General features: G+C 31.2%; 23 protein-coding genes and 1 pseudogene. 18 read left to right on the forward strand and 6 right to left on the reverse strand.

Annotated features, from left to right (window positions below; translation table 11 throughout):
• Positions 1–26: 26 nt before the first annotated feature.
• Positions 27–2,027, reverse strand: coding sequence for a methyl-accepting chemotaxis protein (locus tag CLAU_RS16790; protein ID WP_013238011.1), 2,001 nt, complete (start codon positions 2,025–2,027; stop codon positions 27–29).
• 270 nt (positions 2,028–2,297) lie between these two features.
• Here CLAU_RS16790 and CLAU_RS16795 point away from each other — a divergent pair, with 270 nt between their 5' ends.
• The 4 genes from CLAU_RS16795 to CLAU_RS16810 all read left to right on the forward strand — a co-directional run bounded on the left by CLAU_RS16795 (position 2,298) and on the right by CLAU_RS16810 (position 5,945).
• Positions 2,298–2,669 (forward strand): BlaI/MecI/CopY family transcriptional regulator, encoded by a 372-nt coding sequence (locus CLAU_RS16795; RefSeq protein WP_013238012.1) that lies wholly within the window; start codon positions 2,298–2,300, stop codon positions 2,667–2,669.
• Positions 2,670–2,675: 6 nt separating this feature from the next.
• A complete protein-coding gene (locus CLAU_RS16800; protein WP_013238013.1) occupies positions 2,676–4,163 on the forward strand; it encodes a M56 family metallopeptidase in 1,488 nt (495 codons plus the stop codon).
• Positions 4,164–4,453: 290 nt separating this feature from the next.
• Entirely contained in the window at positions 4,454–5,599 is a 1,146-nt protein-coding gene (locus CLAU_RS16805) for a S8 family peptidase (protein ID WP_023163145.1), read from the forward strand.
• A gap of 154 nt (positions 5,600–5,753) precedes the next feature.
• A complete protein-coding gene (locus CLAU_RS16810) occupies positions 5,754–5,945 on the forward strand; it encodes a type 1 glutamine amidotransferase family protein (RefSeq protein ID WP_023163146.1) in 192 nt (63 codons plus the stop codon).
• Between the two features lie 90 nt (positions 5,946–6,035).
• On the opposite strand, the gene CLAU_RS16815 is transcribed toward CLAU_RS16810, so the two are convergent.
• The 3 genes from CLAU_RS16815 to CLAU_RS16825 form a co-directional block, all read right to left on the reverse strand.
• A complete protein-coding gene (locus CLAU_RS16815) occupies positions 6,036–6,236 on the reverse strand; it encodes a hypothetical protein (RefSeq protein ID WP_023163147.1) in 201 nt (66 codons plus the stop codon).
• Positions 6,237–6,350: 114 nt separating this feature from the next.
• Positions 6,351–8,327: a glycoside hydrolase family 127 protein gene (locus CLAU_RS16820; protein ID WP_023163148.1), complete on the reverse strand. Its 1,977-nt coding sequence runs from the start codon at positions 8,325–8,327 to the stop codon at positions 6,351–6,353.
• Between the two features lie 22 nt (positions 8,328–8,349).
• Positions 8,350–9,741 (reverse strand): glycoside-pentoside-hexuronide (GPH):cation symporter, encoded by a 1,392-nt coding sequence (locus CLAU_RS16825; RefSeq protein ID WP_023163149.1) that lies wholly within the window; start codon positions 9,739–9,741, stop codon positions 8,350–8,352.
• 133 nt (positions 9,742–9,874) lie between these two features.
• Between CLAU_RS16825 and CLAU_RS16830 the strand changes: the two genes are divergently transcribed.
• From CLAU_RS16830 to def, 9 genes and pseudogenes are all read left to right on the forward strand, one after another.
• Positions 9,875–10,861: an AraC family transcriptional regulator gene (locus CLAU_RS16830; RefSeq protein ID WP_023163150.1), complete on the forward strand. Its 987-nt coding sequence runs from the start codon at positions 9,875–9,877 to the stop codon at positions 10,859–10,861.
• Between the two features lie 121 nt (positions 10,862–10,982).
• Positions 10,983–11,147, forward strand: a pseudogene (locus CLAU_RS16835) (BlaI/MecI/CopY family transcriptional regulator); the annotation flags it as partial.
• 202 nt (positions 11,148–11,349) lie between these two features.
• Positions 11,350–11,913, forward strand: a complete 564-nt coding sequence (locus CLAU_RS16840) for a sigma-70 family RNA polymerase sigma factor (RefSeq protein ID WP_023163152.1) — start codon at positions 11,350–11,352, stop codon at positions 11,911–11,913.
• The gene (locus tag CLAU_RS16845) at positions 11,907–13,370 is read left to right on the forward strand and encodes a DUF4179 domain-containing protein (RefSeq protein ID WP_420806601.1); all 1,464 of its coding nucleotides are present in this window, start codon (positions 11,907–11,909) and stop codon (positions 13,368–13,370) included. The genes CLAU_RS16840 and CLAU_RS16845 overlap by 7 nt, the downstream gene beginning before the upstream one ends.
• A 395-nt stretch (positions 13,371–13,765) precedes the next feature.
• A complete protein-coding gene (locus CLAU_RS16850; protein WP_023163154.1) occupies positions 13,766–14,557 on the forward strand; it encodes an IclR family transcriptional regulator in 792 nt (263 codons plus the stop codon).
• Between the two features lie 77 nt (positions 14,558–14,634).
• Complete coding sequence (locus tag CLAU_RS16855) at positions 14,635–15,288, forward strand: bifunctional 2-keto-4-hydroxyglutarate aldolase/2-keto-3-deoxy-6-phosphogluconate aldolase (protein ID WP_023163155.1); 654 nt, start codon at positions 14,635–14,637, stop codon at positions 15,286–15,288.
• A gap of 150 nt (positions 15,289–15,438) precedes the next feature.
• On the forward strand, positions 15,439–16,737 hold the full coding sequence (locus CLAU_RS16860; protein ID WP_023163156.1) for an MFS transporter: 1,299 nt from the start codon (positions 15,439–15,441) through the stop codon (positions 16,735–16,737).
• Positions 16,737–17,312 carry a P-loop nucleotide/nucleoside kinase family protein gene (locus CLAU_RS16865; RefSeq protein WP_023163157.1) on the forward strand — a complete coding sequence of 192 codons (576 nt, stop codon included), beginning with the start codon at positions 16,737–16,739 and terminating at the stop codon, positions 17,310–17,312. The genes CLAU_RS16860 and CLAU_RS16865 overlap by 1 nt, the downstream gene beginning before the upstream one ends.
• Positions 17,313–17,537: 225 nt before the next feature.
• On the forward strand, positions 17,538–17,990 hold the full coding sequence (def, locus tag CLAU_RS16870; RefSeq protein WP_023163158.1) for a peptide deformylase: 453 nt from the start codon (positions 17,538–17,540) through the stop codon (positions 17,988–17,990).
• 180 nt (positions 17,991–18,170) lie between these two features.
• Here def and CLAU_RS20755 read toward each other — a convergent pair whose 3' ends face one another.
• A complete protein-coding gene (locus CLAU_RS20755) occupies positions 18,171–18,344 on the reverse strand; it encodes a hypothetical protein (protein WP_013238030.1) in 174 nt (57 codons plus the stop codon).
• A gap of 245 nt (positions 18,345–18,589) precedes the next feature.
• Between CLAU_RS20755 and amrA the strand changes: the two genes are divergently transcribed.
• Positions 18,590–19,990, forward strand: a complete 1,401-nt coding sequence (amrA, locus tag CLAU_RS16875; protein WP_023163159.1) for an AmmeMemoRadiSam system protein A — start codon at positions 18,590–18,592, stop codon at positions 19,988–19,990.
• Between the two features lie 29 nt (positions 19,991–20,019).
• A complete protein-coding gene (amrS, locus tag CLAU_RS16880; protein WP_023163160.1) occupies positions 20,020–21,006 on the forward strand; it encodes an AmmeMemoRadiSam system radical SAM enzyme in 987 nt (328 codons plus the stop codon).
• 41 nt (positions 21,007–21,047) lie between these two features.
• Here amrS and CLAU_RS16885 read toward each other — a convergent pair whose 3' ends face one another.
• A complete protein-coding gene (locus CLAU_RS16885) occupies positions 21,048–21,620 on the reverse strand; it encodes a helix-turn-helix domain-containing protein (protein WP_023163161.1) in 573 nt (190 codons plus the stop codon).
• A 125-nt stretch (positions 21,621–21,745) separates the two neighbouring features.
• Between CLAU_RS16885 and CLAU_RS16890 the strand changes: the two genes are divergently transcribed.
• The 3 genes from CLAU_RS16890 (at position 21,746) to CLAU_RS16900 (ending at position 23,987) form a co-directional block, all read left to right on the forward strand.
• Positions 21,746–22,456, forward strand: coding sequence for an AzlC family ABC transporter permease (locus CLAU_RS16890; protein WP_023163162.1), 711 nt, complete (start codon positions 21,746–21,748; stop codon positions 22,454–22,456).
• Positions 22,453–22,767 carry an AzlD domain-containing protein gene (locus CLAU_RS16895; RefSeq protein WP_023163163.1) on the forward strand — a complete coding sequence of 105 codons (315 nt, stop codon included), beginning with the start codon at positions 22,453–22,455 and terminating at the stop codon, positions 22,765–22,767. The genes CLAU_RS16890 and CLAU_RS16895 overlap by 4 nt, the downstream gene beginning before the upstream one ends.
• Positions 22,768–22,889: 122 nt before the next feature.
• Entirely contained in the window at positions 22,890–23,987 is a 1,098-nt protein-coding gene (locus CLAU_RS16900) for a helix-turn-helix domain-containing protein (protein WP_023163164.1), read from the forward strand.
• Positions 23,988–24,142: the final 155 nt, after the last annotated feature.

The following is a 24,142-nucleotide window of genomic DNA, read 5'->3' on the forward strand; positions in this document are numbered from 1 at the left end:
AAGATATAGCAGCTTAATTTTGCCTATTAGTTAATTTTAAATTTATTTATTTCAGCTGCTAATTGTTCTGCTAATATTTGAAGATTACTTGAATGTTTTGTAAGTTCCTCCATAGTGGCTGATATCTCTTCTGTTGAAGCTGTAGTTTCTTGTGAAGCTGCAGCTGTTTCCTGTGATATAGATGAGATATTATCAATTTCAGATATTGTAGATTGCTTTTTCTCATTTATATCTGAAATTGATGTTTTTACTTCATCAACTTTAGCAATCATTGATTCAATTGATTTTAGAATTACTTTAAATATTTTATGAGTTTGATCTACGGCTAAATATTGCTCATCTACTGCGCTTTCAGCGGATTTGATAGCACTTACTGCTGTCTCTGATTTATTTTGTATACTTTCTATAATTTTCTTTATCTCATTGGTTGAATTTTGAGATTCTTCAGCAAGTATCCGTATCTCTTCTGCTACTACGGCAAATCCTTTACCAGCTTCGCCTGCACGTGCAGATTCTATACTTGCATTTAATGCTAAAAGATTAGTTTGTTCTGTTATTTCAGATATTGTTTCAGATATACTATTTATCTGTTTAGCACTTTCGTTCATGTCACGAACTATATCATTGACGGAGGTAGTAACCGTTTTAGCCTTATTTGATTTTTCAGTTAAAGTATCTACTACAGATAGTCCTTTTGTACCTAACCTTTTAGTGGCATTTGAGATTTTATCCATTTCATCAGAACTAATACTAACTTCTTTCAGCCTGTTTGATAAATCCTCCATTTCAGAAGCGCCATTTTGAGCACCTTTAGCTTGTTCAGTTGCACCTAAGGAAACTTCTTCAACAGATTTTGCTACTTCGCCTACAGAAGCTGTTACTTCTTCAGACATACTTGCAAGACTTGTTGACGTTTCTAGCACTGTTTCAGATGATTTTAAAACATTATTCATGAGCTTGGATATATTTTTCATCATTAAGTTAAATGATTCAGCCAAATCTTTAAATTCATCCTTTGTGGAAGCAGTTATGGACACCGTTAAATCTCCATTTGAGGCTTTCGAAAATACTCCCTTTAATTTTTTAATATTATTAGATATTCCTTTACTTAAAAACAATGAAAGAAATATCGCAATTATTCCCATTACTATTATTATTAAGAAAGTTTTGACTAATATAGAGTTTGTATCTCTGGTGAGTTCGCTTTTATCTAAAGCAGCCACTAGCTTCCAACCTGTTAATTTATTTGTCTGGTATACACCAAATTTACTAGTACCATTATAGGTATAATTAACAAATCCACTGTTTCCCGATTTTGCTTTATCCCAAAAAGACAGCTTAGAGATTAGATTTGTATTGATAAGTTCTTTTTGGGGATGGGCTAAGGTAGTACCTGATGAATCAGAGACAAATACATATCCTGTAGTACCTACCTTCTTTGTAGATATTCTTTCTGTAAGTGTAGTTAGAGAACAATCCAATCCAATAACGCCAACTACTTGTCCATTTTTTTCTACTGTTTGTACAACTCCAACAAGAGTTTTACCAGTTACAATGTCTTTGTAAGGAGGAGTTATTACAACTTTACCTTTATTAGCTAAAGCTTGTTTATACCAAGGCCTTGTAGTTGGATCATATCCTTCAGGCATTGTTGAAATAGGATATATAGTAAACTTTTTGGAGGCAGTTCCGTAATATACATCAAATATGTCATTATCACTTTCTTTTATACCTTTTAGCATATCTGATATCATTGGAGTATTATTGTCTGTATCAATATTTATAATACCGGGATTATTTGCAGTAAGATTTATTATATCTGAAAATCCATTAAAGTAATTAGTTAATCCACTGTCTATCTCTGAGAGAGTTTGAGTACTTGTAAGTGTTAACTTATTGGTGAGAATTGACTTTGATTGCATATAGGAACCAAAGCCTCCTATGGTTAGTGGAATTACACAAATTGCTATTAAGCTAGTAATTAATTTAGTTCTAATACTGTTTAGTTTGAAATCCTTAAAAGTCATGTTAATCCCCCTTTGTTATTTTATACCGATCACTTAAAAATTTAGTGCTAACTTTAATTAATATGTAATATAATAAAATAATAAAGTACATATTAACAAAAATCAACATAATTCAATAAATTTTTTAAATAAAAATAATTTAAAAAATATACCAAAATGATACAACTTTAAAATGGATAATATATAAAATACTATTGATAATTATTGAGAAAGCGAATAATATATATACTATAGATTACAATCGTAATTATGATTTTAGGAGGAGTTATTATGGCAAATATACCCAAAATATCTGAATCAGAGTGGGAAGTAATGAAAGTCATATGGAATAAAAATCCATGTTCGGCAAATGAAATAATAAAGCAATTGGAAGATAGTACAAGTTGGAAACCTAAGACAGTTAAATCACTTATAAGCAGACTTTTAAAGAAAAATGTAATTGGATTTAATGAGGAGGGCAGAACTTATTATTATTATCCTCTATTTGATGAAAAAGAATGTGCAAGACAGGAGAGCAGTTCTTTTATTAAAAGAGTATACAACGGTGCTGCTAAGAATATGTTATTGAATTTTATAGAAGACAATAAATTGACAGAAGAGGATTTAGACGATTTAAAAAAAATATTAAATGATAGGGATTAGGATCTTATGTTTAAGTTTATTATTTTATATAAATGGGTATTATATTTATCACTTCTAGCTAGTTTTTTAATAATATTTTTTCTAGCTGCTAAAAAAGTTTTAAAACAGAGATTGAGAATAGAAGTTCAATATATTATTGGAATTCTGATTTTGGTAAGACTTATTGTACCGGCTTTACCTAAGAGTTCACTTAGCATATTTAACATAATGCCGTTTTACTTTAATAGACCTCCTGTTACCTCGGCAATAGATAAATTTGACTATGATCAGTATCTTACTGAGAGTGTAAGTGAGGAAAGTGTAGGTAGTGCTAAAGGTGAGACTGATTATGCTTACTTAAATCCAAGTATTATTAGGGATACATTTAACATACCCGAATCATATATGCAAGTCACATTTGAAATATGGTATGTAGGTTTTATTTTAGGCATGATTTATATGCTTATGTCATATGTGACATGTTTGAAAAAAGTAAGTAAGTATGAATCAATAAGGGATAAAAGAATTATTGATATTTTGAAAAAGTGCAAAAACAATATGAATATAAAGAAGAATATAAATGTTGTACAAGGAATAGATATAAAAAGCCCAGCAATTTTTGGTATGATCGCACCTAAGATATTGATGCCCTTAACTGTGATTAAATGTATGAATGACAATGATATTAAAAATATATTTTTACACGAACTTTCGCACTATAAGAAAAAAGATATTTTTGTAAATTATGTTATCGGAATAACTAGAGTAATTTATTGGTTTAATCCTATTATATGGTATTTCACAAATGAAATGAAAAAGGATATGGAATTGTCCTGTGATTCTATAGCTCTTAATTATATAGAATCTGAGAAGACCAAGGAATATGGATATACTATGATAGACCTCATAAAATACTCAAAGTTTGTTAAAAAATCTAGAGTAAGTATGGCAGTTGGCATATCTGTAGATGCTAAATATATGGCCAAAAGAATTAGCATGATAAAGAAATTTGAAAGAATTTCCCCTAAGGCTATTGTAAGCTCCATAATTGTATTCTGCTTTTGTATATTAATTATGCTTACTGAAGCAAAAATAAACAATGTGTTTTCACAAGATGCGTTAAATAAACAGATAACGTCCAAATATGTAGTAGATGAACTTGGAATAAATAGAATAGAGGATAATACAAGTTATCCTTATGAATGTGATCTTGAGGTTTTGGGAAACTGGAAATCTGTAGATATTGTTGATAATATATCTGATTTCAAAAAAGATAAGAGACAGTGGAAAGATAACATGTATATAAAAGAAATTAAATTTTTTAATGGAGGTGCTACAGATAAAAGCTGGTTAACGTGGACAAAAGGAATTGTAATTGATAAAAGTGATAAACTTTCTAGTGAATATGTAATAAAAAATATAGATGGAAAAATTTATATGTTTTTTAGGTGGAAAAATGGCGACTATGCATTTGGATGCAGAAAACCAGTTTACTACGTTTTGAAAAAGGTTTAAATGCATTATAGTTTCTAAGCAAAGAATAAATTTATACTCCGGATATTTTTACAATCCTCAGCTCGGTTAAATATTTTACTAAGACTTATATGCAAAATATTTAAATGAGCTTCATTATTGTAAAAATATCCCTGCATATAAATTTATTCTTAAGTTAGAATGGCTATATAGAGTTTGTAGCTTGAAATTAAAATTTATACATGAAATTTGTCATTATATGATATTGTATAAGTTTAAATTTCAATTAGAAACTCTGTAAAAATTAATTATGGATAAAAGGAGAATTAAAGATGAAGAAAAAAATTTTAATCATTACGATTACAATTGTAATTTTACTTGCAATTGGAGGGGGCATTTTTGTAAAAAATGCTATGGAAGAAGGTGACCCTAAGAATTGGGGAATAAATCCTTCAAAAATTTCAGACATAGTAACAAACAGGGTTTTGCAAAAATGTAACTCAGATCTTGAGAGAATATATGGATTTCAAGATAAAGATATGTCTAAAAAGGATTTGTCACAGGTATCTTTAGATGTTATTTCAAATATAAGCTTTGATAAGTCTACAAAGTGGCCTGAAAAAAGTAAACTTCCAGGTGGATATGATCCAAACAAGTGGTTTGATACTGGTAAAGATCCAGGACTGAATTTAAGCAAAATTCATGAAAAGGGAGTTACAGGTAAAGGAATCAGTGTAGCGGTTATAGATAAGCCAATAAGATCTACTCATGATGAATTTAAGGGCAAGATGAATTATTATAAAGTTGGTGATCATCAAACAAGTGCTCATTTTCATGGACTAGCTTGTGCTTCTATTTTAGCAGGTAAAACTTGTGGAGTAGCAAGTGGATCAAAATTGTATTACTTTGCAACTCCAGATTCAAAAGACAGACAGGAATATTATATGGAGGCTATAGATAAGATTATTGATGTCAATAAATCACTTTCTAAAAATGAAAAAATACGAATTGTATCCATATCCGATGGTGTAAGTAAACGGGGCAAATACTTTGATAAATGGCAGCAAACTATAAAGAGAGCAAATTCCAGCGGTCTTACAGTAGTATATTCTAATTTACTTTATGATAGAAAATTTACATGGGGAGGATGTGATCCTTCAAAGGATAGAAATAATCCACTAAATTATGAACTTAGTAAATACTTAAATGAAAGAAAAATAAGTAAGTCCAATATAATTGTCCCAGGAGATTTTAGAACTACTGCTGGCAATAGTTCTGATAGTACTTATGTTTACTGGGGTGAAGGAGGATTTAGCTGGGCTATTCCTTATGTTACAGGACTTGCAGCTTTAGCATGGCAGGTAAACCCAAATTTAACCTTTAATCAAATATTAAATAAACTTATAGAAACAAAGACCACTACATCAGAAGGTAGATATATAATTAATCCAGAAAAATTTATAAATTCAATATCTTAAATAAAATATATTAAAAGATGATTTCTATATTTATAGAAATCATCTTTTTGAGTTATGATAGTTCTTAAGTTATTTAAATCTAGCAAAAATTGATGTCAGAAAATATATGGTATCTTCATATTAATATGTGAGAAGCTTCTTAAGGAGGAAAAATGTGAATATAGATGAAAATAATTTTATAGAACATATAAAACATTTAAAATCCTTGAATTGTGAAGCTGTTGAAGTAAAAAAGTGTGAAGAACTAGATGATATTAGTGGTATCATACTTCCAGGAGGTGAAAGTACAACTAATCTTAAATTTCATGAATACTTTTTAAATATGTGTAACCAATATGCTAATTAGACTTTTATGTGATGTTATAATTAAAAAAGAGGACTTGCATATAGCTACAGCAAGTCCTTTGAAAGTTACTTTTTTATCTATTTAAGTGAGCTATTTATAGTCTTTTTTATGTTTAGAGCCAATGGATAGGCTTAGAAAAATTAGAATAACTAATGTTCCTGCAATGATTATGGTATTAGTGTTATTAGCAATCTTATTGCGACTTACCAAGAATGCTAAGTAAGCAAGTGCAATCTGAAACAACCAGGAGAGAATCGGCTGACCTCCCCAAACTTTCATTAAAAATTTCAATACTTTTCCCTCCTATATTGTATTATGATATTTGTACAAACTGGATTTGAGAGAATTATAAAAAACTTTTTAAAAGAAGGTAATAATTTTATGAATATTGTCTGATATATATAGTTAATACTCTTTATTAAGCCAAACTGCCATTTGTCCATCATCACGATTTCCCCATGCGTAGTATGGAATTAAACTCAATTTGGATTCATGCCAATCATATGGTTTATTTGATACTGTTGTATAGAGTAAATCATCTTTACTATCCTCATTTAGAACCTCAGCATCAACTTCAATAGTTCCTATTCCATTTAATAAATGATCATTATAATGATAACGTGCTTGTGCTTGTTCTTTTATGCGATATAACCACAATGGAGCAGAATTATCCATTTCTTCAGCACAATACACTATTGGGCCACGCTGAACTGCAACCTTGCCTAAGTCGTTCTTAACTCGGTTATTTGCTCGTATGAACTGGATGCACATGTCAAGGCTTAAATCAATTTGCATTTGTGATGATTCTACAAAAATGTATACAAAGCCGCTTTTCACAGGCAAGTTAACATCCTTCTTATTAACTTGAAGTTTGTAGTTACATTGTGACCAACTAGGAATACGAATACCAAACTTAAATTTATTTTCACCAGGGTTTTTAATTTTATAGCTAATATTTCCATCCCATGGGAAGTTGTTACTCTGTATAATAGAAATATTGTTATCAAAGTTAGCTTCATTAGATATAAACTGGTGAGAAAGAATAGTGGAACCATGAACAGTATAAATGTATTGATCAACGGAAGCTATTAAACGGGCAACATTACTTGGACAGCAAGCACAGCCGAACCAATCGGCACGTCGAGTTAAAATGTGTGATTTCCCTGGATTGCCTTTACTTGCTGTTGGATCTGCTTCCAATGGATTGACATAGAAAAAATGTTTGCCATCCAACGATATACCACTAAGTGATCCATTAAAGAGTTCTTTTTCCAAAATATCTCCATATTCACCTTCGGGCTCAATTTGAAGCATCTGCTTAGCAAAGAAAGTCATACCTACAGATGCACATGTTTCACCATACATAGTGTCATTTGGTAAGTCATAATCATATGTAAATGATTCTCCGGTAGTAGTAGATCCTATATTACCAGTGACATACATACGCTTTTTAACAATGTTATTCCAAAATCGTTTGCATACAGTTAATAAATCTTGATCGCCTGTTAATCGAGCAACATATGCAATACCAGTACATAGATATACTACACGAACTGCATGACCTTCAGCTGTTTCCTGATCTACAATTGGTTCTGCAGCTTGATAATAGCTCAACGGAAAATTTCTCATGCCTTCGATCAAGTCGTGATCAAATCCATCTTGTTCAATCTGATGATCAAAAAACTTAGGATCTTGTCCTCGTTGCTTCAAGAAATAGTATGCTAAATTCAGGTATTTTTTTTCATGTGTTAATTCGTATAAACGCGATAAAGCCAGTTCAATTTCAGGGTGACCATCATATCCAGGAATTTTTCCTTTTTCTAAGCCAAAATTGTTATCAATGCAATCTGCCATCTTACGAGCAATATTTAGAGCTTTCTCATTACCAGTAACTTGGTAGTAAGCTACTGCAGCCTCGATATAATGTCCCATTGTATATAATTCGTGTGACTGCTTTAATCTTTTGAATTTTCGCTCTGGAGCTTCAATCTGGAAATACGTAGACAGATAACCGTCGTATTCCTGTGCTTCGGCAATTAAATCAATTAATTTATCAGCTATTTGTTTCAAATCGTCATTTGGATGATAGCGAAGGGAGTATGCCACAGCTTCGAGCCACTTGTACACGTCGGTATCTTGGAAAGGAAAGCCGCTATGATGCCCCTTTATTTTGCTAGCGACAATTTTTAAATTAGCAATAGCATGGCTGTTTTTAGTTGTTCCATTTTTTTGAGGGTCATCAGCAATATGAATATTTGCTTCATCATTCATTACCGACCATTGATAAGGCAAAACTTCTTTGACAATTAGTTCTCGATAACGATTCCAAAACTCAGAGGTGATTTTAACATTATTTAATTCTAAATTAGTACAAGTTTGCATTTTTTCTACACTCCTTTTTGAATCACTCATTTACTGAGAACTTTTGGCTAGTGCGCCTTTTAGTTAAGTCTGCTTGAACAATAGGTTCATGTTCTTCATATTTTTTATACATAAGTAAAGGTATTATGTTGATAATGAAAATAATAATTGGTAACCATATAAATGAGAATTTAATTGCTGCTAACGAACCAGCTGTTTGAGCATGATCTGGAACATAATTAAACATTTTCATAATAATTGATGGAATAAATGATCCAAAGCCAGAACCCATTTTAATACAAAAAGAGCTTCCAATTGCGGTCAAAAATCCACTAGCTCGGATACCATTTTTCCATTCACCATAATCAACCGTATCACCTACCATTGCAAAGAACATTGTGCATGCTATTCCACTGCCAATACATGCTATACACCAGCCAACTAGCATTGCATCAACATTTTTTCCGACTAATGCCATTAGAAGCTGACCTATACAAGCTAAGATTAATCCTAATACCGTAGTTCCCCATTTTTTAAATAGTTTAACAATTATTGGTACAGAAGCCATACCAATAACTTGAATAATCGTAAATCCATTAAAGACTGAAATTAGAGATTGATTATTCATATTGTATTGGAAATAGTAGGCTAGTGTAGAATTACGAGACATAAAACCTGTCCAATAAATTACATTGGCAAGCACGATTAGTACCCAAGGCCAGTTACATTTAGCAGCCTTAAAGCTTTGCTTAAGAGGAATTACTTTCTCGTGCTCAATATTTTTTTCACGCATGTCAGCAAAAGCAATTAATAGTAATACAATTGCGACAATTGCATATATCAGAACAGCTAAAGACCAGCCTCTTTGCTTATTACTTCCTCCTAAATAGTTTGCTAAAGGTAAAATAAAGGTAATTGCAAAAAAGTTTCCGATGTTTCCACCAACCATCCTGAAGGAATTTGCTATAGTTCGATCTTCTGAATTAGACGTTAAATTTGGCAAGACTGAGGTTATAGGAGTAGACATTCCCGTATAAGAGATACCTGCCAAGATATACATAACACCTGCATAGACTACCTTAGCTGTTCCTGAAAGATTAGGAGTAGTAAATAGTAGCCATACAAAAATAGCAAATGGAAAGCTCATCCACAAGAACCAAGGACGACTTTGTCCATATTTACTATGAGTGTGGTCAATGATAATTCCCCATATGGGAGCATCTAAAGCATCAAAGAATCTAGCAATAAGTAATAATATACCTGCTACACCAACTGATAAACCAAATACTTCAGTAAAGAAATAAAGTAGATAACTACTGATAATGCAGTACAACAGGTTACCGGACATATCTGTAAATGAGTATGTGATTTTACGGTGCAGTGGTAATTTATCATCCTGAGCCACTGTACCTTGACTGTTTTGAATAGTAGTCATTTTTTTAATATCCTCCTTTAAAAGTAATTTGTTACAATTTGAATTGTAACCCTTTCCAAATTTATTCTCAATGACTATAATAGTAATTATGGTGGACATTTCCGACTTTACAAAAAGAAAGGGTGTATGATTTATGTTTTACTATTCATTTTCTTTATTAGATCCGGTTTTATATTATAAAGGTGGAGAATTTTCAGCAGATATTCCTTGGCAGCATAATCCGATGTATCACAGAGGAGATTATGAAATTATAGTTTGTATGAAAGGAACATTTTATATTCAAGTAAAGTCTACTCGATATGTCATTAGACAGCATGATGTTCTTCTAGTTCCTCCGTTTTCCAAGATGTTTGGCTATCGTAAGTCAGCTTCACCTGTTGACTTTTACTGGCTGCATTTCTTTATCAAGAAAAAGCCTACTTTAATTTATGAAACTGGATTAGCCAGTAAGGTCTTTGGTATGTCTTCAGATTACTCAAGAAATTCAAATTTAGATGATCCGGTAATTCTTCCTTCACAATTTCATCTTCAAGATATGGGAAAGTTTATTATTCTAGTTCACCAAATATTAGATGTTTCTAGTAGAAATCGATATGGTCAACAAGAAAGTGATTATTTGATGACTGCATTTCTAATTGAATTAAGTAATCATTTTCTTAATCAATGTTTAGAACAAAAAGGGTATATAAATAAAATTGCTCGATTAAAAGAATGGATTCGTGCAAATATGTCTTCTGATTTAAATGTAAAACAAATAGCTGATGCAACACAACTTAACGCTGATTATTTAACTCGATTATTTAAACGTTATACAGGAATGACAACGTTACAGTACCTCACTAGATTAAAAATAGAAGTTGCTCAATTGCTTTTATTGCGTACTAATTTAACGGTTAAACAGATTTCAATTTATGCTTATTTTACAGATGAAAAGCTTTTTATGAGACGTTTTAAGGCACAAACTGGACTTACTCCAACTGAGTATAGGAATGCTTATACACACACACATCTAAACAATCCTCATATTGATCCCAAAATACCTGTGCCTAAACGAATAGAAGATAAAATTGATAATATAATTGATAATGTAAATGGAAGATTTACGGATACTAGTAAGTAAAATTAGAAGAATATTTAGGAACTATATTGTTTTTAATAAAAAGTATTGAAAATAATTTGAGAAAGGAACTATAATAATATTATAGATTACAATTGTAATTATATTTTCAGGAGGAGTTACCATGACAAATATACCCAAAATATCTGAATCAGAGTGGGAAGTAATGAAAGTCATATGGAGCAAAAATCCATGTTCAGCAAATGAAATAATAAAGCAGTTGGAAGATAGTACAAGTTGGAAGCCTAAGACAGTTAAATCACTTATAAGCAGACTTTTAAAGAAAAATGATAGGGATTAGGAGCTTATGTTTAAATTTGTTATTTTATATAAATGGGTTTTATATTTATCACTTTTAGCTAGTTTTTTAATGATATTTTTTTAAGTTATAATAGTTCTTAAATTAACTCTAAATTTAAGAAAAATTGATGTCAGAAAATATATTGTATCTTCGTATTAATATGTGAGAAGCTTCTTAAGGAGGAAAAAATGTGAAGATAGATGAAAATAATTTTATAGAACAGATAAAAAAGAAAAACCCAAAGGCTATTGAATTTATAGTGGATAAATATAGCAATTTAGTATTTAAAGTAGTGCGTACAGTATTGAATTCTAAGTTTGAAGCACAGCATTCGGAAGAATGTGTAAATGATGTGTTTTGGGCTGTGTGGAACAATATTGAAAGTTTTGACAGCGAAAAAGGAAATTTTAAATATTGGATTACAGCTATAGCAAAGTATAAATCCATAGATTGCAAAAGAAAACTTTTTAGCAAAGGTACAGATGAATGTATAGACGACTATAGGCTTGAGGATGAACTTAATGTGGAAAATGAATTGGTATTAAAAGAGAATAAGAAAGAACTTTTAAAAGCTTTAGATGTTATGAAACCTCAGGACAAAGAGATATTTGTAAGAAGATATTTTTTATATGAAGGAATAGAAAGCATAGCAAAGAGCTTTGGAGTTGACAGAAATTTAGTGGACAAGAGACTTTCAAGGGGACGTAAATTTTTGAAAGAAAAACTTATAGTCTTGAAGGGAGAAATATTATGAATATGAATGATTTTAATATGGAAGAAAAAGATATATATAAATTGTTTAACGATGTAAAGATTGAAGAAAGCGAGTTTGATCCTATGGATGAAGAAGTTACTGATATAGAAAAACAGAAGATAAAGAAAAATTTAAAGAAAAGAATAAAAGGTGAGAGAAAATTTAAACCGTTAAAATACGTTTCTATAGCAGTAGCTTTAGGTTTGATATGTACTATAGGTATAGGTACTATTTCTCCCGCCTTTGCAGAAAATATACCAATTTTAAATTCTATAACACAAAAACTAAATGATGAATTTGGTTCTCATGGATCTTATGCCGAGTATTCTCAAATTGTAAATAAACCTGTTATGAGTAATGGGATAACTCTTACTATAAATGAAGTAATAGCAGATGATTCAAAGCTTGTGATAGGCTATACGATAAAAAGTAACAAACATATTGAAAACTTAGAAACCTTTAGTTTAAGTATGTTTTTGAAGATTGATGGAAAAAGATCTGGATCAAGTGGAAGCTCTGTGGGAAATTATACTAATGATTGCACCTATGTTGGAAGTGAAGAAATTCACACTGATTTGGTAAAGAATACTTCAAATAAGGTCAATATAACTTTAAATGTGGATGAAATATCAAATATAAAAGGAAAATGGAACTTTGCTTTTAGCGCATCAAAGGATCAGTTAGTTAAAAATAGTGTTGTATTTAAGCCAAACATTAAGCTGGATTTTCCAAATAGCATTGCAAAGGTAGATAAAGTCGTTTTTTCTCCTATAGATACTTCTATTTTTGTAAGTGGAAATTATAAAGACAAGGAAAAGGTTAAAAAGAATATAGAGATAAATCATGATCCAAGCTTAATGGATTATGATTATTGGGTTGCTTATGATGATAAAGGAGTTGAACTTATACCTAAAGGGATAGGTGGTGGAAATAGTGATTCTAATAAAGGAACATTTAATACGGAGATGCAATACGATAAACTTAATAAGATTCCAAAATATTTAACTATTGTTCCATGTAAAATTACTCCTTCAGCTGGGGGTGGTGTGAGTACAGATAAGAATGGCAAAGAAGTACATTACACTGTTAAAACTAAAAAGCCAGTAGAAATAAGTAAGACAATTGATGGGATATATCCTATGGAGCTTACTCAAGGTAAGATGGGAAAGATTACAATAGAAAGTATAGAAACAAATAATGATAGTACCACAGTTAAATATAGGGTAGATGGTAAAGCACCATATTTTCAGGCACAAGATCTTTGGATAAAAGATTCTAGTGGAAAAGAAGTTGATTACAAAAGCTATGATATAAAAAAGGACAACAGTAATCCAAATGAATTTGTAAGGCAGTTTAAAAAACTCGATTCAAACAAGAAATATACTATATTTACTGATGACTTTAGCAATGTGGAGTTCAGAGAGGACTTGAAATTTACAATTAATTTAAGTAAATAATATCAAGTGATTCTTAGGTTCAGGTGGAGTTTGCTTATAAGGAATACATTTTCTCCATCTGAACCTTAGAAGAACTTATCCAGGTGCGTAGCAGTGCTTATACCCCACTTTGAAGAAGATGGGGGTGTTAGCAATGGTAGCAATCGGATAAAAATTCCAGGTGATTCAATTAAATTATCTGGAATTTTTATATTTATAAGTCATAGAGCTTTTCTTTAAGCAAGTATTTTATCCAAAGGCTATTGTTTGTGGATTCAGTTAATTTAAACCTATAATTTATAAAAAAGATACTTTGAAAAAAATATTGACAAGTCAGGAAAAAGTGTTTATAGTACAATTGTAGTATTTGTGAACGCGGTTCACACATGCGAACAATAATTAACTAAGGTGATAGCATGTCTAATTATAAAGAAAATAAATCAGCAGCGAGAGTAGTAGATATATTGGTACTATTGGCTCATAGTGGTAAATCTTTAACATTAAATGAAATTTGTAGTAGTAAGGATTGGCCTAAAAGTAGTACCTTTGAATTGGTTCAAACTCTAATAGGTAAAGGTATTCTCGAAATGGATGACAAGAGGCTTAAAACCTATAGATTAAGTTTGCTAGCATTTGAAATAGGAAGTGCATATCTTTCAAATTTAGGTGTTACTGATGTAGCAAGAGCATATATTCAAGAACTTAATAAAAAGACAGGTAGTACAGTATTTCTAGGGATAGAAGATAATGGAGATATTGTGTATCTTGATAAGGCTGAGAATCACTCTATTATGAAACCTACAGCAAAACTTGGATCAAGGCGTCTTATATATACAACAGGGGTTGGTAAAGCGTTACTTGCTGCATATACTGATGATAAAATTGTAGAAATACTTGAGAAGAAACCTTTGTTAGGTAAAACGAAATTTTCACATACTTCAGTAGATGAAATACTAAGAGATATGCATGAAATAAAAAAACGTGGATATTCGATAGATGACCGTGAAGATAACATGGAAATGTATTGTATGGGTGCTGCAATTTATGATCAGTTTGGCAAAGCAGTTGCTTCTATAAGTGTTGCAAGCTTATACAATTCAATGAATGATGAAAAAAAGCTATTTGTTTCTAATGCGGTAACAGATACTGCTATGCAGATTTCTAGAAGACTTGGTTATATGGGTAATAAATTATACATGGACAAATAAGATTATGCCATGTGTATAAATTTATTTTAATAAAATGTTATGGAGTACTTAATTTATTAAAAGGAGGAGCTTTTTGAATGTGGGAAAAACTAGAAAGCCTAAAAAAGATTGAAGAAACTGGAATTCTTCTAATGATTCGTTTAGATAGTGAAGATGAAGCTATGAAGGTAGCTGAAGCAGCTATAAAGGGTGGAATTTTGGCACTAGAAATTACTATGAGTGTACCGAATGCACTTGGAATTGTTAAGAAGCTATCTGAAAAATATAAAGAAAAGGGGCTTGTTATTGGAGTAGGAACTGTTCTTGATCCAGAAACCGCACGTGCAGCTATTCTTGCAGGTGCAAATATGCTTGTAAGTCCTAATTTGAATCCCGAAATGATTAAGATGGGAAAACGCTATCAAACAGTTATTATTAGTGGCGCATTTACACCAACTGAAATTGTAAATACTATAGAAGCAGGCGCAGATATTGTGAAATTATTTCCAACTGAATTCATTGGCCCAGCTTATGTTAAAACAGTTAAAGGTCCACTAGTTCAAGCAGCTATTATGCCAAGCGGCGGAGTAACCCTAGAAAATGCCGGAGAATGGCTTCAAGCAGGGTCAACATGCCTTGGAGTTGGCAGTGGTATAACTAAAGCGGCTCAAAAAGATGGCGATTACACAAAAGTAACTAAAGCAGCTGAACTATTTTTAAAAGTAGTTAAAGAAAGCCGCCAAAATAATTAAAATTTCAATTTGTCTCGTATTGCATGGACACCTTTGCAAAGGCATTTGACGGTGTAACTTTGCAAAAGTAAGTGCAGTACCTGAAATCACACATAAATAATGATTGCAAATTGTGAAAACGGTTAATCATGTATGATTGGAGGATTAATAATGAAACAAGAAGAAAACATGTCTAATACACAATCTATGGATAATTCTAAAAGTAAATTAAACATACGCTGGGCTTTTGTTATTTTACTACTAATTGGGGCAATTGTCAATTATCTAGATAGGGCGAATCTTAGTGTTGCCAATACAACTATTGCAAGGGAATTTCATTTATCATCAACTCAAATGGGGCTTTTGTTATCTGCATTTTTATGGCCCTATGCAATTGCAAATTTGCCCTCTGGATGGTTAGTAGATAAATTTGGACCTAAGAAGATGTTTTCATTTGCATCAGGATTTTGGTCTACGGCAACTATTATATGTTCTTTTATAAGTTCATATCCACTATTTTATTTAATGCGTATGATTTTGGGAGTAGCTGAGTCACCATTTTTTACAGCTGGACTTAAAGTAAATCAGAGGTGGTTTTCAGATGAAGAAAGAGGATTGCCAGTTGCAATTATAAATACAGGTTCACAAATTTCTAATGCAATTGCTCCACCAATTTTAACACTTTTGCTAGTTGCTTTTGGATGGAGGAGTATGTTTGTTATAATAGGTGTACTTGGTATTTTGGTTTTATTAGTATGGCAAAAACTATATAGAGATCCTACATCTGAAGAAACAATTGCAATAAAAGGTTCCCTAGAAGCTGCCCAAGAGGTTAGAAAATCAGGCAAACAAGCTTCATGGGGAGAATTATTTAAACATAGAAACACATGGTTTATGATAATAGGAAATTTCGGAATAATGTTTACTATATGGGTATACTTAACATGGCTTCCATCTTACTTACAAAAAGAGCGTGGTTTTAGTTTAACTCAAAGCGGTTTTATAGCTTCTCTTCCATACATATGTGGTATTGTAGGGGTACTTTTAGGTGGAACTATATCAGATTACTTAATTAAAAAAGGTGTTCAGGCTATAACTTCACGTAAATTTCCTATAGTTGGAGGAGCGCTTATTGCAGCAATATCTACAGCTCCACTTCCATTTATAAAGAGTACTAGTGTAATTATTGTACTACTTTGTGTTGGATACTTTGCATCACAATTGCCTTCAGGAGTTATATGGACTCTTGCAGCTGATGTTGCACCAAGTGATCAAGTTGCATCATTAGGAGCAATCCAAAATTTTGGCGGATTTTTAGGAGCAGCGATAGCACCAATAGCAACAGGAATTATACTTGACAAAACAGGAACTATAGGCGGCGTATTCTTAATAGGGGCAGGACTCCTTATCCTTGGAGCTATTTCATACGGAATATTTTTAAAGCCGGTAAATAGGGGAGGCGCAAATTAATGACTCCGAGAGTTGTATTTTTAGTTGGACCTGCTGGTTCTGGAAAATCAACAGTTGGAAAACTTATTGCATCACATTTTCAATTTGCATATTTAGATAAAGATGTAGTATGTAATAAATTTACGGGTAAATTGCTAGAAACTCAAGGAATTTCTCCTGATGCTCGTGATGGTTGTGAATTTTATCAAAAGCGGATTATGCCGATAGAATACGAGACTTTGCTTGAAATAGCGGCAGACAATATAAAAAGTGGTATATCAGTAGTATTGGATGCGCCATTTGTAGGATATTTTACAGACGAAAACTATATAAATAAGTTAAAAGAAAAATATAGCCTTGAAAACTATGTTCCCTTGGTTTTAAGAGTAGCAGTATCAGCTGAAGTATTACTTAAGAGAATTAGAGAGCGTAATTTTAAAAGGGATGAGTGGAAACTTAAAAACTGGGATATTTTTATAGATAGTTTAAAATCCAAACAGTGTCTATGGAAAAATGTTAAGATAAAGGAATTTGATAATAGTAGCGAAGAGATTGACACAAATAATTTATTTAAAATAATAGAAGAAAACTGTTAATAGTGTTTTATTAACAAGGTTAGAAATGGGTATAGAGTTGCTTGAAAAACAAATCTATACCCATTATTTTATTATCTAGTTATCCTAAAATGTATCAATTTTAAAATTCTTATGATGTATGTAAGAAGTTACCACATTTGATTAGAAATGGTGAAGTATTGTTTATTGACAAAAAAAATTGCATAATATATAGTGAAAGAATATTTTGTGACGGAGGTTTTTGAAATGGCATTAAGAAATATACGTACTTTAGGTGATGAAATATTGAGGAAGAAGTGCCGGGCTGTAGAAAAAGTTGACGACAGAATTTTAACATTACTTAAGGATATGGCAGATACGCTGCATAACACAGAAAATGGCGCAGCAATAGCAGCACCACAAGTTGGTGTCTTAAGAAGGGCAGTTGTTATAGACATGGGTGAAGGTATAATATACCTAGTAAATCCAGAAATAATTGAAGAAGAAGGAAGCCAGGAAGTTATAGAAGGATGTTTAAGTATTCCTAATAAGTGGGGAAAGTTAATTAGGCCTGCAAAGGTAAAAGTAAAAGCATTAAATGAAAAAGGTGAGGAATTTACAATAACAGGAGAAGGAGATTTAGCTAAGTGTTTATGTCATGAAATAGAACATTTAGATGGAATACTCTTTATAGATAAAGTAACAGAATTTATAGAATAAAGATAATACTAAAATGTATTGTATTTGTTTTAAAATAATATGACATATTAAATAATGTTTGATTTTTTATATTATATTTTTTGGACAACAAGTAATTATCGGATAGATTTGAAAAGACATGAAAGTGGTTTCTCCAACTTTATTTAGAGAAGCCACTTTTGTTATTTTTAAGTGTACAAGCTAATATCTACTGTGGGTGTCTTTTCCACAAACTTGGTAGCCTTTTTCACTGCTGTAAACCTTCCACTGAGTTCTTGCACCAAAGTCATTGTTATTTATATTTATAGGCTCTTCATCATTTTTTGATTTTTCTACCTTTTTATTATCAATTTTATCTCCTAGTTTTTTTGTCATAGAAAGCACCTCCTTTTATAGTTTTACTCCAAGATGTTTTTTTATGATATGTATCTTAAGGTTCTATTTCCATAAGATTATATTATTAAATAATTATAAATAATTATAAATAATTAATAGAAAATGTTATAATTAACTAAATGGTAAAGATAACCTAAAATAAAAGAGAGTTACTAAATCATATTTTAGATAAAAATAGCAGATAATAAACGTAAAATATTAAATTATTAAAGTAAGGTGATATTATGGGAAAAATACATGGCTTTTATACAATGCCTCATCCTCCTATTGCAGTTCCTGAAATAGGACGCGGTCAGGAGATAAAAATAAAAAATACATTGGATGCCTGTTATAAAGTGGGTGAAGATATAGCATCTATAAAACCGGATACGATAATAATAATTACACCCCATGGACCAATGTTTAGTGATGCAATTGCAGTGTCTTATGAGAATAATATCCATGGTGATTTAGGAAAATTTGGGGTTCCTGAGGTAAGTCAGAGTTCAAATATAAATCTGCCTTTAACAGAAAAGATAATAGAGTATTCAAAAGAACAAAATATTTTAATAGGAAAGATAACAACAAGGTCTGCCCAGGAATATGGGATGGAATATGAATTAGATCATGGTGCCTTAGTGCCATTGTACTTTGTAAATAAAAAGTATCCAAATTATAAGTTGGTTCATATAACTTATGGAATGCTTTCTAAAATGGAACTCTATAAATTTGGAATGTGTATTAAAAAAGCTGTAAATGAGGTCAATACCAAGGCAGTATTCATTGCCAGTGGAGATTTATCTCATAGACTTACAAAAGATGGACCTTATGAATACAGCCCTTATGGGGAAAAGTTTGATAGGGAAATAACTTCACTTCTTGAGAAGGGCGATGTTTTGAAAATATTTGATATGGATAAAGAAACTGTAAGTGAAGCAGGAGAATGTGGACTGAGATCTTACTATATAATGTTGGGAGCCATGGATGGATGCGACATTAAAGGTAAAATCCTATCTTATGAAGGTCCCTTTGGTGTTGGATATGGTGTAATGAGTTTTTCACTTAAAGATAATGGTAGAGACACTTATAGTAAATTAATAGAAGAAAGACAAAAAATAATTGCGGCAAAAAGAAAAACTGAAGATCCTTATGTAAAGCTTGCTCGTGAAAGTTTAACTTCTTATTTGGTTTATCATAAATATTTAGAAAATCCTGATTATGTAACTGACGAAATGAAAAATAGCAAAAGGGGAGTTTTTGTATCCATGAAGAAGGAAGGTCAGCTGAGGGGATGTATTGGGACTATTTTTCCAACAACAGAGAATATAGCTGAAGAAATTATCAAAAATTCCGTTTCATCAGGAATAAATGATCCTAGATTTATGCCAGTTAGAAAAGATGAGCTTGAAGATATAGATTTTTCCGTAGATGTGCTTACAAAGCCAGAAGAAGCTTCGAAAGGGGAACTTGACCCTGAAAGATATGGTGTAATAGTTCAAAAAGGTTCTAGATGCGGTCTTTTACTTCCAGATTTAGAAGGAGTGGATACTGTAGATAAGCAGCTTCAAATTGCACTTGAAAAGGGAAATATATCTCCTAATGAAGACTATACTATTGAAAAGTTTGAGGTTATAAGGCATAAGTAAAGTTTTTCAGTAAGGGAGGAAGATAACTTTTGTTACATGAAGGACTGTTTTATGAAAAACAAAATGATAGAGTAAAATGTATGTTATGTCCCCATAACTGCATTATAGGTGATAAAAAGCAGGGAAGATGTTCTGTTAGAACTAATGAAAATGGTGTGCTTCAATCTACAAATTACGGTGAAATAACATCTATGGCAGTTGATCCAGTAGAAAAAAAGCCTCTTTATCATTTTAAACCTGGCAGAAACATTCTGTCCGTAGGAAGTTTTGGATGTAATTTTTCCTGCAGCTTTTGTCAAAATTATACCATAGCCCAGTATAGACCTAAAAGCCAGTATATACCTCCTGAAAAATTAATAGAAGCATGCTTGGATATAAAAGATAATGTTGGCATAGCTTTTACTTATAATGAGCCCAGCATATGGTATGAATATGTATATGAAACCTCGAAAAAGCTGAAAGAAAATCATCCGGAATTTAGTGTAGTACTTGTTACAAATGGATATATTGAAGTAGAACCACTTCAAAAACTTTTACCCTATGTAGATGCCATGAATATAGATTTAAAGGCATTTAATCCAAAATACTATAAAAAAGTATGTGGAGGAGATGTTGAATCCGTACTTAAAATTATAAGTGAATCAGCCAAGAAGACTCATGTAGAGGTAACCACGCTGCTTGTGAATGACCTAAATGATTCTGCTTCGGAGGTGGAAAGTATTGCTTCCTATCTTGGGAATTTAGATAGAGACATTCCACTTCATCTGTCAAGATATTTTCCAACTTATAAGATGGATAGACCAGCTACAGATGTAGATGTAATGGTACAATCAAAAAAAATTGCAAAAAAATATTTAAATTATGTCTACCTTGGAAATGTTCAAGGTGTTGATAGTTCTACATATTGTCCTAAGTGCGGAGAGCTTTTAGTAGAGAGAACCGCATATTTCACTGAGGTTCATATGGATAGCAATAAATGCCCTAAGTGTGGATACCCTATAAATATAGTATTTTAAAAGCTAAAGCAGGTGACTTTGTTAAGGTTACCTGCTTTAAATTATGGCAAATAGTATTTAAGATTCATTGGATAATAATTTAAAATGGTCATTTTAATCATTTCATTTGAATTATTTATATATGTATGGGTTTTAGAGGCATCAAATGAAATCGAATCTCCTGGACTTAAAACATATTTTTTATTGTCTGTTTCAAGAGTAAGCTCTCCATCAAAAACCAGAATGTACTCATACTCATCCTCACCGTGAGAATTTGAAGTATAGGAGCTTTCTGTATCTAATTCAACCCTAAACAATTCAAAATTTCTTTCATTTTGAGTAGAAAAGTGGCAGTAAACTCTGTACTTTCCATCTTCACTGCATTGATTTATAGTATCTTCTTTTTTTACTAAGGTAGTTTTACTTTTAGGTTCATCTATAAGTGCTGTATAGGGAACTTTAAGCCCATTTGCCAGTTTCCATATTGTATTTATAGTTGGGTTTGATTGACCTCTTTCTATTTGTCCTATCATAACCTTGCTAACACCTGAGAGTTCAGAAAGATTGCTTAAGCTGAGCTTTTTATCACTTCTAAGTTTCTTGAGATTTGAAGCAATTATATTATTTAAATTCATTTTATTTCACCTCTTGACAAATATAACGTACGGTTGTATAAATATAGTATACCAAATTAAACTATAACGTACAATATTTATATTATAACATACGAAATGGAACTATTAAATATTAGGGGGCAAAAATGGCTGAACAAAATACAACTTACTCAAACAAGAATTCTTTTATAAATGGGGCAATAGATTGCATTCCAACTTTGTTTGGATATTTAAGTATAGGATTTGCCTGTGGGGTAGTGAGCAAATCCTGCGGCATGACTATCTTAGAAACAGTGGCTATGAGTACTTTCATATATGCAGGTTCATCTCAATTTGCTGCTGCAGGACTGATACTGTCATCAGTATCAGTTCCAGGTGTAGTCTTGACTGTACTTTTAGTAAATTTAAGACATCTTTTGATGAGTGCATCCATAGCACCTTATTTTAGTAAAAATTCACTTTTTAAAAATTTTACAGTAGGTGCACTTTTAACGGATGAAACTTTTGCACTTGCTTCTTCAAAGGCAAATAGCGAAGACAAAATAGATTATAGGTGGATGATGGGAATAAACCTGACAGCCTATATAAATTGGATATTTGCAACTTTTATCGGGGCATGCTTTAGCAGCTTGATATATGACTATAAAAAATTTGGACTTGATTTTGCACTTCCAGCTATGTTTATAGGGCTCTTGATTTCAAGTGTGAAGGAAAATTCTAATTTAAGAAAATCCTATGCAATTATGATTTCCTCTGCTGTAATTTTACTTATTTCTATTAAATTTTTATCTGCAAACACGGGAATTATGATTGCAGCCATACTTGGAGTAATTATAGGGGGGATAATAAGAAAATGAATATGTATATCTGGTACATAATTATAGGCGGCTGTATAGTGACAATACTTCCTAGGACACTTCCTATAATGTTGATTTCAAGAATTAATATAAATGATAGGACAGCGGAATTTTTAAAATATATTCCCATTTCTATTTTGACAGCCCTTGTAGTGTCATCACTGTTTATTTTAAATAATAAATTTTGTGTAGATATATCTACTGTATTTGCATCAATTATAACTGCAGTAGTGGCTGTTAAAAAGAATAATTTGCTTTTAACTGTAATAGTAGGAGTAATATCCATAGCAGTGTTAAGAATGATATTTTGATTTTTTAACTAGTGGTTAAATTTTTTATATAAATTCAACTATACATCCATTTGTATAAGAGCTCTGATAAGGTATACTAAGTGTTGTAGGGCCTTATAATCAAATTATGGAGTGAATATGATATGGATAAATTGCAGATAGGTGAAGTAATATTTAAACTTAGAAAGGAAAAGAAAATTACACAGGACCAATTAGGAGGATTTATTGGAGTGTCTACAGCAGCAGTGTCAAAGTGGGAAAGTGGTAATTCCTATCCTGATATAACCCTTCTTCCTGTACTCGCATCATTTTTTAATGTTTCTATAGATAAACTTTTGAATTATAAAATTGAACTTTCTGAAAAAGAAGTTATGAAGATATTTAAAAAATGTGAAGCATTGTTTAGTAGTGATAAAGTTGATGAAGGAATTGATAAATCCATGGAATATATATTGAAATATAAATCAAGTTATTATTTAAAATATATGATAGGATGCCTGTTTAATATGTATTCATGGAAAAAGGGAGAAGAAAAAATAGAAAATATAATGCTTAAAAATTCTGTTGAATTGCTTGAAAATGTAGTGGAAAATTGTAATGATACAAAATTAGTTGAACAAGCACTATTTCAACTTGGAGGTATTTATCCTTCTATTGGAGAAAATGACAAGGGAATAGAAGCTTTAAATAAGATTCATAAGAATCAATTTAATGTTGATTTTATGCTTGCAAATATATACTTAAGCAAAAATAAGGTGAAAGAAGCAAGAAAGATACTTCAAAGTCAGCTGTGGAAAAATATATTTGAAATTAGTTTTACCTGTTTAGCATTGGCTAAATCTTATATCAAAGATAAAAACTCAGATGTTATAGATAAATATTGTAATTTGGCTGTAAGTGTTAAAAAATTATTTTATCCAGAATGTGATAAAGTTATTGGTATGCATGTAGAATATATGAATTTTGCACAAATTTATCTTAGACTTGATGAAAATAAAAAGGCAATAGAAATGCTGCATAAGTGGATACAATGCATTAAAAATAATGATATAAATGCGCCTAAAGATTTTTCATCTACCTGGTGTTTCAATGAACTTTCAGAAGGAGAACGTGCCTTTACTTTGGATTTGTATGAAAATATGATGAAGGTATTAGAAGATCCAGTATTTAATCCTATTAGAGAAAATAATGATTTTAAGGCTATTTTAAAAGATTTGAAGGAAATTAGAAAACCCAGATAGATTACGCTTAGTTCCATAATTGTAAATATTGTTTTTTAAAACTGTACAAAAAAATACGCCATATGGAGTATGTTAAAAAATTTTTTTCTCTATACAATTGTAGTTGTATGGAGAAATTTTTTTATCTTCAATTATATTACATTTAGATCCCAAAT

Origin of the sequence: Clostridium autoethanogenum DSM 10061, assembly GCF_001484725.1 — a bacterium.
Classification (GTDB): Bacteria; Bacillota; Clostridia; order Clostridiales; family Clostridiaceae; genus Clostridium_B; species Clostridium_B ljungdahlii.